At 67.5% G+C, this 13,668-nt stretch carries 8 protein-coding genes; 6 read left to right on the top strand and 2 right to left on the bottom strand.

Annotated elements, in window-relative coordinates:
* Positions 1 to 135: 135 nt before the first annotated feature.
* Positions 136 to 6,042, bottom strand: coding sequence for a MobF family relaxase (gene mobF / locus RM423_RS13080; protein ID WP_311423495.1), 5,907 nt, complete (start codon positions 6,040 to 6,042; stop codon positions 136 to 138).
* Between the two features lie 550 nt (positions 6,043 to 6,592).
* Positions 6,593 to 6,769 (bottom strand): hypothetical protein, encoded by a 177-nt coding sequence (locus RM423_RS13075; RefSeq protein ID WP_311423474.1) that lies wholly within the window; start codon positions 6,767 to 6,769, stop codon positions 6,593 to 6,595.
* Positions 6,770 to 7,240: 471 nt separating this feature from the next.
* Here RM423_RS13075 and RM423_RS13070 point away from each other — a divergent pair, with 471 nt between their 5' ends.
* The 6 genes from RM423_RS13070 to RM423_RS13045 all read left to right on the top strand — a co-directional run bounded on the left by RM423_RS13070 (position 7,241) and on the right by RM423_RS13045 (position 13,665).
* On the top strand, positions 7,241 to 7,708 hold the full coding sequence (locus RM423_RS13070; RefSeq protein ID WP_396327708.1) for a hypothetical protein: 468 nt from the start codon (positions 7,241 to 7,243) through the stop codon (positions 7,706 to 7,708).
* Positions 7,709 to 7,905: 197 nt separating this feature from the next.
* On the top strand, positions 7,906 to 8,229 hold the full coding sequence (locus RM423_RS13065; protein WP_311423472.1) for a hypothetical protein: 324 nt from the start codon (positions 7,906 to 7,908) through the stop codon (positions 8,227 to 8,229).
* Between the two features lie 812 nt (positions 8,230 to 9,041).
* Positions 9,042 to 10,040, top strand: coding sequence for a pyridoxal phosphate-dependent aminotransferase (locus tag RM423_RS13060; RefSeq protein WP_311423471.1), 999 nt, complete (start codon positions 9,042 to 9,044; stop codon positions 10,038 to 10,040).
* A 200-nt stretch (positions 10,041 to 10,240) separates the two neighbouring features.
* Positions 10,241 to 11,155 (top strand): agmatinase, encoded by a 915-nt coding sequence (gene speB / locus RM423_RS13055; protein WP_311423470.1) that lies wholly within the window; start codon positions 10,241 to 10,243, stop codon positions 11,153 to 11,155.
* Entirely contained in the window at positions 11,152 to 12,192 is a 1,041-nt protein-coding gene (locus RM423_RS13050; protein ID WP_311423469.1) for a methyltransferase domain-containing protein, read from the top strand. Before speB ends, RM423_RS13050 begins: the two co-directional genes overlap by 4 nt.
* A 237-nt stretch (positions 12,193 to 12,429) precedes the next feature.
* Complete coding sequence (locus RM423_RS13045) at positions 12,430 to 13,665, top strand: MFS transporter (RefSeq protein ID WP_311423468.1); 1,236 nt, start codon at positions 12,430 to 12,432, stop codon at positions 13,663 to 13,665.
* Positions 13,666 to 13,668 lie beyond the last annotated feature (3 nt).

Genomic DNA, 13,668 nt, shown 5'->3' with positions numbered 1-13,668 from the left:
GTACCGGACGGTCCTAGGCCTTTCCGAAGATCGTTCGCGCTGGACGGTCGTTGGGGTGGTGTCGCCACTCATTCTGAAGCGCTCAAACGAAGGGCCACCACCAACATGTTTGTCGACTGAGATCACTGTGCTGAATCACTTGCGCGGGAATAGTCGCGTTGCAGATCGGTCGACTGGCCGGTCGTTGAGGACAGCTGGGTCGATCGGCTGTGGTGAGGCCTCCGGCTGCGGTGGCCTGATGATTGTGCGGTTGCGCGCTGCGATGGATCCGGGCCAGGCTTCGGCGAGGCGGAACTCCACGCTGCGGGCGACGTGCTCGGCAGGTAGCGGGTGGCTGATGACCATTGCCGGCAGTCGGCTGCGGACGTCGTAACCGGTTTGCTCGGCTCGATCGAGGCTCGCGGCGAGCGACGGCCAGCCAGGGTCGTCGGTCAGCCGTGGCGTCACGCTTTCGGCCAGGGCAGACCACCGGTCCGTCACGGACGGCAAAGTCGGTTCGTCGTTGGTGTACGCGGCGGGTCCGGACGTGCTGGTGGCCGACGTCGGCGCAGCGGTGTCATCAGGAGCAGGATCTGGCAGGCGTTCAGCCAGGTGACGACGAGCGGCGGCGTACGGGTCGGCCGACCAGGTGGTGTGCGCGTCGAACAGTTCAGCGAGGGCGGTATCCGGCCAGATGCCGGTGCGGGCGACGATGCTGGCCAGCTGCGACGGCCACTGGTCAGGTGGCAGCGCGGTTATGACCTGCGCGGCGGCGCGGGCGGTGAACACACGACCTTCGACGGTGTCGAGCTGGTCGGCCCAGGTGGCGGTGCGGGCGGTGATGACGCTGTCAGCCAACGGCACGACGGATGCGAGGCCGTCTCGAAGCGCGTCGGCGCCGCGGTTCTGCAGGAGTTCAGCTGGGTCTTTGCCGTTGGCCACGACGAGATGCCGGGGGTTGTCTCCGCGGGCTGTGAGTTGCCAGAAGGCGCGAAGTGCGGCTTGCTGACCGGCGCGGTCGGAGTCAGTGGCCACGATGATCCCGGGCCGGTCGGGCCCGATGTAGGGCCGCAGCGCGTTGGCTTGGACGTCGGTGAATGCGGTGCCCAGCGGAGCTACGCCGACATAGGCGCCGTCGCCGGCGAGGGTGACCGCGATGGCGTCCATCGGTCCCTCGACCAGAACGGGGGTGGCGCCAGCGGCGAGGGCTTCAGCGTTCTCGACGAGGCCATACAACTCGTGGCTCTTGCTGAACAGGTCGGTGTCAGCGGTGTTGAGGTATTTCGGTCCGGCGTCATCGGCTTCAGCTTTGGCGGGGTTACGGCGGCCGATGAAGCCGTGGATCTCGGTCTGCCCGTCGTGGCCGGCGGCTTTGATGGGCACGACCAGGCGGTCCCGGAACCGGTCGATGACGCGACCGGTGGAGGCATAGCTGCCCAGGCCGGCCCCTACTAACTCCTCATCGGTTGCGCCGTGGCGGCGCAGGTGGCTGGTGAGCGCGGTCCACCTGTCGGGGGCGTAGCCCACCGTGGCACGTGGGTCGTCGGTGAGGTCGGACCCGAGCCGCTCGGTGACGTAACCGGGCGCCCACGCGTCGGCGTAGTGGTCGGCGAAGAACGCCGCCGCCTGAGTGTTGAGGTCAACGAGCCGCTCGCGGGGGACCAGTGCGGTGACCCACTTGTTGGCCTCGTCAATGGCCACGTCCATCTCGGCGTCGCTCGGATAGCCGGTCAAGGACTGCTCCTCGGTCGCGTGGTGCGCCTGCGCGGACCACGCCCATGCCGAGCCCGGCTCGGTGGACGGGTCGGGTTCGACGAGGCTGGCCAGCCAGTGATCGTCGAAGGCTGCGTCGGTGTTTGGCAGCAGGTAGGCGGGGGAGGCCCGAGTGGTGTCGGCGAGCATGCCGATTCTCCAGACCAGAGCGGTAGCGAGTTCGTCCGGGCGCAGTGGTTCGTCCTCAGGGTGACCGCTGCGCAGCAGGTCGTGAGCGGTGGTGAGTAGCTGCTCGGGTTCCCAGCCGCCGCGGCGGGCGTGGGTGACGGCGGCGACAAGGCCGGGCCAGGCGGGGTCGGCTTCGATCCGCTCCGCGGCCGCTGGCCCGACTAGGTCGGGCAGTACCGGTGTCCAGTCCGGGCGCAGGGTGTCAGACACCGAGTGGTCGGTGGCGGTCATCGCGGCCGGGGTGAGGTGCCGGGACAGGCGCCACCACAGCGCGGCGGCCGGTTGTTCGTCGGGCAGCGGGGTTTCCCGGCCGACGGTGTGCACGAGGCTGGTGATGTCGATGCCGGCGCGGTCGGCGACGGTGAGCCGGTCGGCGAGGGTGGGCCAGTAGGGGTCGGCGGTGATGCGCTGGTCGATGCTGTCGGCGAGCGGTGCCCATCGCCCGGTAGCGGTCGTCGGGTTGCCAAGCAGCCGGGTGACCCGCTCGTTCAGTGTTCGTTGGGCGCGGGCATCGGCGGCGGCGGGCAGCGGTGGGCCGGTGGGTCGCCGGTCCCCGTCGTCGACGTTGTTGGCTGCTCGCCAGACGGCGAGGTCGGCGACCAGGTCAGGGTTCCGGTCGATGATGGGCTTGGCCCAGGCGGGGGCGCTTGTCGGTGTCCAGTCGCGGGCACGGGTGGAGACGTCGGCGGTGGCGGTGGCGATGACGTCGACCCTGCGCGCCAGGTACCGGCCCCAGTCGGGGTTGTCGCGCAGCGTGTCGGGGATGGCGGGCAGCCAGGGCAGCGGGCCGGTTCCAGTCGACCGGTGCCCGGTGGGGTCCAGACGCCAGTCCAGGACGGCGGCGACATCGCGGGCGTCGTCGAGGCCGCGGCCGGTGTCCAGCGCCTGCCGCAGAACCGTCTCAGGATGGTGTCCGTCGACGGCAAGCAGCGCCAGGTGCGCCCGCAGTGCTGGATAGGCCTCGCGGTGGCTCAGGCCTGGGATGATCGTGTCGGCGATGGCGTCGATCTCGGCCATCCGGGTGTCGCCGAGCACGTCGGCGGCGGCCACTCCGAGGGCGTCGTGGTACTGGTCGGCACCGTCGCGCAGGCGCCGGGCCGGGTCCGCTGCGGCGCGGGTCGCGCTGGTGGCCGAGCTCGGAGAGCCGTCGCGTGCGAGTACCCGGGTGAGGATGTCGACGGCGGTGGGGGGCAGCAGGGCGTCGCGGGTGATGACCGAGTGCGGGTCACCGTCACCGGCGGTGGTGAGGTAGACGTGGTTGGCGTGGCGGCCGCGAGTCATGGCGACGTAGAGCAGCTGCCGCGATTCCTGCCCGGTCGCGACGGTGTGGCTGGCGTCGGCGGTGATGCCTTGAGCTCCGTGCACCGTGGTGGCGTAGCCCAGGCTGACGTGCCGGGCGACGTACTCCGCCGGGAGAGTGATGTGCCGCCCGGTGCGCAGGTGGGTGACGTCGAGGGCGCCGTTCTCGCGGACGGTGTCGACGGTCCACCGGTCACCGTTCTTGACCCAGTCAGTGGCGGTGATGGGGGTTTTGCGGTTGTTCTTGCGGGTGATGATGGCGTCGCCGGCCGAGGCGTGGGAATGGTCAATTAGGCGCACTTCGCGCCCGGTTGGGCCGTCCTGGTCGGTGAGCCGGTCGCGGCGGGCGCGGTCGTTGAGTTCGGCGACCAGGTCGCGGGTCGGGGCCAGCATGATGGCGTCGCGGCCGGCGGCGCGGTCGGTCGACCAGGCGGTGAAGGCGTCGTCGATGACGGTGGTGATGTCACCGACGTGCACCCGGCCGTTGTCGATGTAGTAAGCAATCGCAGCGGAGTCACCGTCGCGCAGTGCCAGCGAGGCGGCGCCTTCGGCGTGGTTGGGCGCACCCGTGTCGGGGTGGGTGAAGCGCAGAACCTGGGACAGGGTGACCGCGCCGTGGGTGGCGGCCACGTCGCGCAGGACACCGCCTGCGCCGGTCGCGGCGAGCTGCTGGTCATCACCGATCAGGCGCACGGACCCGCCCCGTTCGGTGACGTAGCCGATGGCCTTGGCCAGATCTGTGGTCCCGGCCATGCCCGCCTCGTCGATCACCACAAGGGTGTCCGGCCCGATGCTGGCGACCCAGTCCGGCACGTCGATGCCGGTTTCCAGAGCATGGACGAGTTTAGCGATGGTGTCGGTGGAGGTGTCGATCTCTTCGCGCAGCACCGCGGCGGCAGCCGCCGACGGCGCCAGTCCTACGACGCGTCCGCCGTTGGCGCCGTCGGCCTGCGGCCTCGTCCAGGCCCGTGACAGCACCCGCATGGCGGTGGTCTTGCCGGTGCCGGCGGGGGCCAGCGCGAGTTGCGCCCGCGCTCCCGAGGTCGCGAGTTCGTGAACCATCTGGACCTGGCCGGGGTTGAGTTCGACACCGTTAGCCCTCGACTCAAGCAAGGCCAGGTTGACGGTCTCGGCGCTGACCAGCCGTCCGTCGCGTCGGCCGGCAGCGGCGACGATCGCTTCCTCTGCGGCGATGATGTCACTGGAGGTGTAGAGCTGGGCTCCGGCCACGGTGTAGACGGAGCTTCCATCGCGACGGCGCAGCGGGGCTGGTTCGGCGACGTCTGCTCCTGGGTCGCTGATGATGCCCAGCGGCATCGACCGCGCTGGGACGAGAGCTTCGTCGACGACGGCGTCGACGGCGCGGTCCAGATCAGCCAGCCTTACTCCCGCGCCGCGCGCCTGCCGTTCGGCCTCGGCCCGGACGTGGTTGGGTTGCCACGTCGCGCGTCCGGACTGGACCACCGACAGCACGGTGACGGCGGTCTGGTTCACCCACGTCGGCGTCATCGCCTGGGCGTCGCGACCGCTGTGCCGGTGCTGCAGTGCGCCCCGGAGGTAGTCGCGTAACCCGGCTTCTCCCCCTAACACAGCCAGCGCCTCGGTGCGCCAGGTGGCGCGCTGCTCGGCGTAGGACCGCGGTTCGTGCTTGGCCTGCCGGGTTTCTTTGTTCGCCTGCCCAGCCAGTGCGATCGCCTCGTGCGGGGTCGGCGGGCGGCCGTGGTCGACGTGGAACTGGGCCGAGAGCACCGCCCGGCGGACATCGATCGCAGCACGCCGCGAAGACCACTGGCGCGGCAGCGGACCGTCCACGCCGACGATCTCGCGGACAGGCCGCTTGCTCGGATCATCACCGGGTCGGTCGGCGAACTGCACCCCGAGCCGCTGGATCAGCAGCGCCTCCAAACGGGTGTTGTACCTCTCGGAGGCGGCCACCCCGTTCTTGAACAACGGTCGGCCGTCGAGAGCCAGCCAGCGCCCGTCCAGTGCCCGGACCTTGTTGGAGATCGCAACATGGGTGTGCAAATCAGGGTCACCCGACCGGGAGTCGCGGTGCGTGAACGCTGCCGCGACCAGGCCCTGGGTGTCGATTTGAGCCACGCCGTTACGCCCGGAACGGGTGTAGGTCGCGTTGTTCTCCAACCAGGTCACGGTGTCCTTCACCGCATCTTGGTGGGCCCCTTCGATGGTCTGGGCGATGTCAAGGGGAGCGACCGCCCACAACGTGGACACGCTCTTGACCGGGCTGAACGCAAGGTCGTATCCGGCGACCGCGGTGGTGGACTGCCGCGAGATCCGGGCCAAGTGGCCGGACAGTTCGCGGGCATCGGCCGGAGGACGGCCATAGGTCTCGACGAACATCGTCCGCGCCAGGTCGGTCCGTATCCGCGCCCGCTCCTCGGGCGGCACCGGGGTGTCGGCGTGCAGACCAAAGGCGATGTTGTGATCGCGGAACGCCCCCGCTGAGCGACGGTGGAACATGTTCGCCTGCTCGTAGACCCGGTAGGGGTTGCCCAGCCGAGTGGCCTGGTCGACCTGCGAGTCGTTCTTGCCGGCCGCGATGGCAGCCCGCTCGATCCGATTAGCGTCGGGGTGACGTCCCTCTCCGAACAGGGCGACCATCTCTTCCTCGGTCACCGGGCCGTCGTGGCGAAACTCCGGCACGGCGCCTACACCGGTACCCATCCAAACTCCGGGGGCTTCGCCCTTCTCGTCGTAGTAGGCGCCGAGGTTGTCGTAACCGCGGTTGGTCGCGTCGTGAGCGGCCACCTGGCGGGTCAGGTAGGTGTACCCGTCACCCGCCGTCAGCTTGTGGACCGTCATCACGAACCGACTATCGCGCCGCCCTATGCCACGCCCGGCACCATCGAACCAGGCGAAACGGGCCATGATGCAAGAGGTGTGTCGTTCGATACTGAAACTTCTTCGAGGATTCGGGTGAAATTTCTAGGTTCTCGGGGTAATCCGAGCCGCTCAGATTGGGTCGTGTCGGAGACCTGCGGGTCGGTACTTCGGGGTGCGTCCGGCAAACTGAGCAGGCTCAATCGGGTAGTGGTGCCACGCTGCTCGACACGCGAACGCTCGACCAACCTTGTCAAGTGCGTATAGGCGCTCCTTGGAGCAAGGCCAGGGCGACTTCACGAGTGGTGAGATGCTTGTCGACGGCGCCTGAATGCTGACCCCCGGGCACTGCCGTAAGGGGGTCAAAGTTCTGCTGCCGTTGACAATGCTGACCTGGCGACTGTGAGGTGAGTGCATGGCCAATGTGCCCACGTCTATCGACTGGCTGCGGCAGTGCAGACTCTCTACGGGCGGGATTCACGTTGGAGCTGTTCCCGTTGGTCCGGGCTTACGAGTGCGGGCTTCGATGATGTCAGGCAGCTGGGGCTGATTTCGGCAGCCATGTCCTCCCCGCCGCGCTCGTCCCGGCCGGCGCCGTCGAACTCGACCGCAACCATGTGTACTGGGCAGCCAAACCGACGCCGGCGGCCTCGCGCAGCTCGCCGAACACCAGCACGGTGAACGGCGACACGGCCTGATCGGTGCGCATGGGGTCGATTCCACTGCTGATCTTGTGTTCAGGGTTAGGCCCCGACTCGATCGTGACCGGCAGAGCCGTGACGTCAGGCCACTGCCGAAGCGCCTGCAGAAACGCGACCAGGTTCCGATCATCGTGTCGACGGTCGCGGCGTCGACCACGTCGATGTGTTCGCCACCAGCGACGTCTCGGTTAGCCCGCGCATCGTTGGTCCCCGCCGCGGCGGCGGCGCGTCAACATCAGCCCAGCTGATTGGCCGAGTCGGTGCCCGGCTGCCTGGCGCCGTGACGTGAGGGAAAGCCCAGCACGCCAGTCAGCCTGCTTGTGGTTGAGATCGACCATGCCGAGCCGTCGCGTCGCAGGTCGACGTGCGGCTCCGGCGCCCGGTGCTCGTGCAGCACGAACTACGGCGACGGATTGATGGCCACCGCCTTAGGCTAGCGTGGCCGCCGTGACCACAGCTGACGTCCGCCCCGCCACCCGATGAGTCGGCTAGATGAGGTGGCCGAGCGGGATGGTTGGCGGTGCTGGCTCTGCGACGAACCGGTCGACCCGCTGATGTCGGTCAACGACGACCGCGGGCCGAGCGTCGACAGCCTGGCGACCGCCAAGGCGGCCAAGGCCGCCAAGGGCAAGAGCCCCGCCGGCGCGGCCGAGCGGTTGGCCCACCGCGGCTGCAACACCCGAAAGGGTGCGATCAAGCCAGTGGTGCCGTGGCCAACGAGGCTGTTCGTCGCCGACTCGGCCCCGCTAATTGGTGTCGCCGAGCGGTTGAGGCGTAACGGCGGCCGTGAAGTCGTGGCCCGGTGCCCGAGCCGGGCCGATGCGGACAAGACCGCCGGGTGGCTCGTCGACCGGTTCAGCCGGCTGGCGCCGGAACTCGCGGTCAGCACCAGCATCGAACCGGGCGGTGGCCAGTTCATGGTGGCGCTCACGGCCGCTCGCCGCTGAGCCGGGTGAGGTCCAAGTGCCCATCCGCAGCATGGTCATTCGGCATGACGTCGAACCACACCATCGTGGCACGGTGAGTAGCCGACCGGAGGCCGCCGGCTTCGCTGGCGGCGCGTTTCCGATGCCGTCGGGCGTCGGGCGTCGCGCAATCAATCCGGCTTTGCTACGACCACGCCGCGGGAGCGCTCGGGGTCGGCATGCTCGACGTGTTGCTTCAGCGCGATGCCGTGCGGCCGGTCGCGGACAGGGCCGGGGCTTTCGAGCCAGGTGACGCCGCCGAAACGGTGCTGGCCGATTTCGGGCCGGAACTGTCGGCGATTCAGGCCGGCCGCCGGGTGTTCCTTGCGCCGTGCCTGGACCGCGCGATCCGTCGGCCGCACCTGGGTGGTGGCCTGGGCGCGCACCTGCTCTCCGCCCTCGTGGACCGCAAGCTCGTTGAACGCACGAACGACGGCATCGAGATCGTCGAGGGCAGACGTGGTGAGCTCAAGCGTCTGATCCCGCCGCCGCGGGCCGCCTGAACCGTGCCCAAGGCGATTCGGCGAGCTGACATCACCCGGGCCACCATCGCCGCCAACGCCGACGCGCCGACCCCGGTCGTCGGCACGCCCGCGTGACCGGCGATGGCAACCGTCCGGGCGGTATTCGCAGCCACCGGTGTCGAATACCCACCAGTCCCTTTCCGGGTAGCCGTCAATCGGCCCAGATCGGAGACGGACACTCCCGCTGAACCGGTGGACAGATCCGCAGCAGGTCGCGGCGGGGCAGTCAGTTGCACCTCCGCCACCACCACCCACGTTCGTCACCAACCAAGCCAGGACAGCAAGCGTCATTCTCTCATCAGGTTGGGAAATCCACACCGCCGCTACGGCATCAATGCCGGGATTAAGGGCATTCGTCCAGAGCGGGGAAATCTCGACTGCCGCAGGTTCGTCAAACCCCGGCGGCGGGCTGCACCGGCCGCCGGTAGACGGGTACGCGCCAGATGCCTTCCATAGGTGGAATGCCCGTGCTAGCGTGCGGCGTAGATCATTCGCGGCGGGCAAATTGGTCATCTTCTGAAGCCGTCGACGCCCTTTGAGCATGCCCGCGGAACTGACCGGCATCGAGCCTTGCCCCGCGTTACTCGCTGTCCCTACAACCGTCGGAGGCGGTCGGTGGTGAGAGGCCTTTTCCCTCATCGGCTGACCGAATTCTGTGGTGCGGATGTGGCGCGCCGCCCGGGTTCAAGGGCGCCCAACGGCCGGCAGGAGCGGGACAAGAAACGGACCGGCTCGTATGTTCGTCCGACGCGGCCACAGACGGTCGCGCCTCTCATCCGGCGGGAGGCCGCGTGAATCAGCTGACGTCGACGGTGGTTTCGTTGGATTGGAACGAGAATCCCCTTGGCCCGTCGCCCAGTGCTGTGGCGCGGGTGCGGGAAGCGGCCTCAGCCATGCACCGGTACCCGCGCGGGCTGCTGGAACAGGTTTCCGACCAAATTGCCGAATATCTTGGAGTGGCATCGGGGGAGTTGCTTCTTACTGCGGGGGTTGACGAGGCGGTAGACCTGGTGCTGTCGTTGGCTACCCATGCGTACGTGGTCAGTCCCGGTTTCGACGGCTACCTTGCCCGGGCGCAGGCGGTCTGGCCCGTTCCGGTGACTGCGCTGGCGCTGGATGACCACTGGCAGCCGAGCGCCATTCCGCATACCCGGGCTACCGGCTCAGTGGGCCTGCTCGCCCAGCCGAACAACCCCACCGGAAACATGTTCCGCCGCTCATGGATCGACGAGTTCCGGCTCGGCGTCGAGCGTCTGATGTTGGACGCGACATATGCAGAGTTTTGTCCGTCATCGCGTTACCTGTACCAGGCGCGCCACCCCGGCACTTTCATCTTTCGGAGCTTCTCGAAGGCCTTTGGCCTGGCGGGGATGAGGCTTGGCTGTCTCGTCGGGGAAGCGTCGGAGATTCGCGTGCTGGCTGAACGGCGCCGATTCCAGCCCGTCGATACCTTCTCGCTGCATGCGCTTTCCGGCACGCTCTCTGACGCGGCGCACATTGAACGCTCGGTCGCCGCGACTCGCGAAGCGGCTGCAAACCTCGCTCGCATCCTGGAGCGGTCGAGCCTGTTCGATCGTGTGGTCACCACTGAAGCCGGTTTTATAATCGGCGAGACGCGCGGGGTGGCGTGCGAGGCGCTCGTCGGCGAGCTGGGTGCACGCGGCGTGCGCGTCCGGAACTGTGCCAGCCTCGGCCTTCCCGGCTGGATCCGCGTCTCGGGCGGCACAGTTGCCGACCAGAGCCGACTCGAAGCTGCGCTCGCTCAACTGGCGGAAGGCGTGACTGTATGACGAACGGAACCCCTTCTGACGCTTCCGAACCCGCGGAGCTTTCCCAAGAACCAGACGTCGGGTTCTCAGACGAGCCGCCACCTCCGGCGGAGTTTCTCGTTCCCTACGCATCGGATGCTGTCGAACCGTTTGGAAGCCGGGCGACGTTCTGTGGGGTACCGGTTCGGGCAGTCAACCATGTCCGTCGCGGCGAAGTGGTCGTGCTCGGTGCGCCGTTCGACTGGGGTACCAGTTTCCGGCCGGGCGCACGCTTCGGTCCAAGGGCTATTCGCGACGCGGACTACCTGGAGCCGGACGGAAAGCGGCCACATCTGGCTACGGGCATAGACCCGCTCACCGAACTGCCGGTCGTCGATGCCGGCGATGCTCCCGTGTTCCGCGGTTACATCGAGCGGAGCCTGGACAGCATCGAGAGGTACGCCGGTGCCGTCGCGGTTCGCGGCGGTGTGCCCGTCACCCTCGGCGGTGACCACTCGATCACCTTCGCGACGGCTACCGCGGCGGCGAAGGTTTATGGATTCGGCAATGTCGCCCTGGTTCATTTCGATGCCCACGCCGACACCGGCGTCTACAGCGACCCGTCGATGATGGGCCACGGAGCGCCGATGCGGCGCCTCATCGAGTCCGGAGCGATTCCGGGTCATCGATTCGTCCAGATCGGACTCCGCGGTTACTGGCCGGACCCGGCGACGGTTCAGTGGATGCGCGAGCAGGGGATGCGCAGTTACTTCATGAGCGAACTCGTTGAACGAGGGCTGCGTACGGTCATCGACGAAGCCATCGAGGCCGTGCTCGCCGGCGACGGGAAGTCCCGAGCCAAGGTGGTCTTCCTGTCCGTGGACATTGACGTGGTGGACCCCGGTCTCGCTCCTGGAACCGGCACTCCCGAACCTGGCGGAATGACCTCCCGGCAACTCCTGGATTCAGTGCGAGAGATCTGTGCAAGCCTGCCCATCTGCGGCATCGACGTGGTGGAGGTCGCTCCGCACTACGACCAGCCCAGCAATGTCACGGCGATGCTTGCCAACCGGGCCGTTCTGGAATGCCTGACCGGCATCGCTCAGCACCGCCGCGCAGGCGGTGCACCGTTGCCCCAAACGGAGGGACTCGAGTGAAACCAACTACTGAAAACTTCGAACAGCGCTTGGTCGAGCAGCTTCAGCCGGTTCGATTCTTCGCCCTGGCACAGGTGCTGCGACATTGCCTGCGCCTCGGCTTGTTCACGTCCCTGGATCGTCGTCCGCATACCACGCAGGAGTTGGCGACGAACCACTCCCTGGATGCGGGGCGGCTCGGGGCGTTGCTCCGCTATCTCGAGAACGAGCAGTACGTCCGCGACGCCGACGCATGGCAGCTGACAGACAAGGCCAGGCAGTTGCTGCCGATTGCCCCGTGGTACGAACTGCTGCTCGACGGCTACACCACCACCTTCGACCAGCTCGGCGACGCATTGGCCGCGGGCAGTCCGTACGCTACGCGGGTCGATCATCGTGTTGGTTCGGGATCTTGCGGTATCAGCCAGCACGATGCACTACCGCTGGTGGAGTCGTTGCTGGACCGGTCGGACGGGCCAGTAGACACAGTCGTCGATCTGGGCTGCGGAAACGGTGCCTTCTTGCTGGAACTGCTTCGGCGGCGGCCAAACCTGCGCGGTGTCGGTCTCGAGCCTTCCGGCGAGGCGTGCCAGGAGGCCGGCAAACTCGCCGCGGCGGCCGGCCTCAGCGACCGGGTCACGTTTCATCAGGCGCCGGCACGCTCAGCGCTCGAGGTGGAGCTGGCGCCTGCGGGAGCTGGTGTGTGCTTCCTGACAGCCTTTGTTCTGCAAGAGATGCTGGAGCAAGAAGGCGATGCGGCCGTCGAAGCACTGGTGGGCGGAGTGCTAGCCGGGCTTCCGGAGGCGCAGTGGATCGTCATCGAGGTCGATCACCAGCCCAGCGGGCCGGCGATGGCTCATCCGCTGGCAATGGCCTATTACAACGAGTACTTCCTGCTGCATGCGATCACCGCTCAGCGACTAGAGCCGCGCAAGTACTGGGACGACCTGTTCACCCGCGCCGAAACGACGAAGATCGCGGAAGCGGGGCCGCCGCTGGAGGTCGATTCGACCAGGTTGGAATTCGGTGTCCTGCTACGCGGTGGGTCGAGATTCTGAGCCAGCGCCCCTGAACGCAAGGTGGCGTGGCAGGCTGTGCGTCCAATCGCGGTCATCAGCGGACTTTGGCCTTGTATTGACGAATGATTCTGTGTATGGTCGCGACGTCGAGTAATTTCGCGCCGCGTCAGACGACGGCGGCAGTCACCGTCGCACATTGGTTACGGGTTCATCGTCAGCGCCTACGCTTGCTGATCAAAGTTGGCGCACTTCTAACGTCGGCGAGGGGGTACGCGGATGATGCGCCGGCGACAGTTCGGTATCTTCTGGCTAGCTCAAGGGCTTTCGGCTGCCGGAGACGCCTTTTCGCTAATCGCGATTCCCCTTCTGGTGCTCAGGGAAACCGGCTCGATAACGCAGATGGGCCTGCTCACCGGGCTGACGTCGGTCGGCTCCATCGCGTCCGGGACCTTCGCAGGGTCCGTGGTCGATCGCGTGGACCGGCGTCGGCTGATGCTGCTGTGCGACGGCGCCAGGGCCGTGCTGTTCGGGCTGATTCCCGTGCTGTGGCTGGCAGAACCGCAAGTGTGGACGCTGTACCTGATCGTTCCCCTCGCGGCGGTATTCAGCATGACCTTCCACGTGGCGTACGTAACCGCGGTGCCGGGACTGGTGCCGAAGGAAGATCTGACCGCAGCGAACGGCAAGCTGGAGGCCACCTACGCCGCCATGACTTTGGTGGGCATGACGCTTGCGGGCGTTGTTGCGGCCGCCTTCGGGCCCGTGACGGCCATCGCGGTAGACGCGGCCAGCTTCGCACTCTCGATGGCCTGCTTGTTCGTGATCCGCTTCGCGTCCGTCACCGCAACCGGGCCGGAGGCGGCCGGCAGCGTGCGCAGCCGAGCCGGCTTCTTGGCCGGCGTCCGGTTCCTGTGGGAGACCCCGATCCTCAAGACCCTGACGATTCTGCTGTCGCTGCAAACCTTTCTCACTCTCGGCCTGGTGGACGTCTTCATCTTCCACCTCAAGCACGATCTCGTTGAGAGTGACCGGGCGGTCGGGTACGTGCTGGCGGTGGCGACGATCGGCTCCATGGTGGCAGGCGGGCTCGTACCTTACGTTCGCCGTGCGTTCGGGCTGGGCTGGTGCTGGGTCGGTTCCTACGTCGCCTGTGGCGTGGCCATCTGCTGCATCGGCTTGTCACACAACGTGGTCAGCGTGTCCGCTGTGGCCGTGGCTTTCATGTTCTGCACCGGCGTCGCCGGGACCTGCTCCCTGTCGTTGCGGCAGGAAATCACGCCGGATCACCTGCTCGGTCGAGTCACCTCTGCCTTCTGGACGATCCACAACGCGCTCGGCCCCATTGGCGCCGCACTGTTGACCGCGGCAGTCGCCCGGTACTCGGTCTCCAGCGTCTCTCTGCTGGCTGGCTTCCTTGCCATCCTCATCGCCCTGGCGGGGATCTTCACGCCGCTGCGATCCTCCCGCGACGGGGCTACCAGCAGCGTCGGTCCACAAGCCAACCGAGGATGACCC

Source organism: Jatrophihabitans lederbergiae (assembly GCF_031845305.1).
Lineage (GTDB): Bacteria > Actinomycetota > Actinomycetes > Mycobacteriales > Jatrophihabitantaceae > Jatrophihabitans_A > Jatrophihabitans_A lederbergiae.
Note: the sequence above shows the minus strand (reverse complement) of the source record. Positions and strands in the feature narration are given on the sequence as shown.

Bases quoted from the DNA above. Each gene is read 5' to 3' on its own strand.
- mobF (WP_311423495.1), bottom strand. From the start codon at position 6,042: ATGACGGTCCACAAGCTGACGGCGGGTGACGGGTACACCTACCTGACC.
- RM423_RS13075 (WP_311423474.1), bottom strand. From the start codon at position 6,769: ATGCGCACCGATCAGGCCGTGTCGCCGTTCACCGTGCTGGTGTTCGGC.
- RM423_RS13070 (WP_396327708.1), top strand. From the start codon at position 7,241: ATGAGTCGGCTAGATGAGGTGGCCGAGCGGGATGGTTGGCGGTGCTGG.
- RM423_RS13065 (WP_311423472.1), top strand. From the start codon at position 7,906: ATGCTCGACGTGTTGCTTCAGCGCGATGCCGTGCGGCCGGTCGCGGAC.
- RM423_RS13045 (WP_311423468.1), top strand. From the start codon at position 12,430: ATGATGCGCCGGCGACAGTTCGGTATCTTCTGGCTAGCTCAAGGGCTT.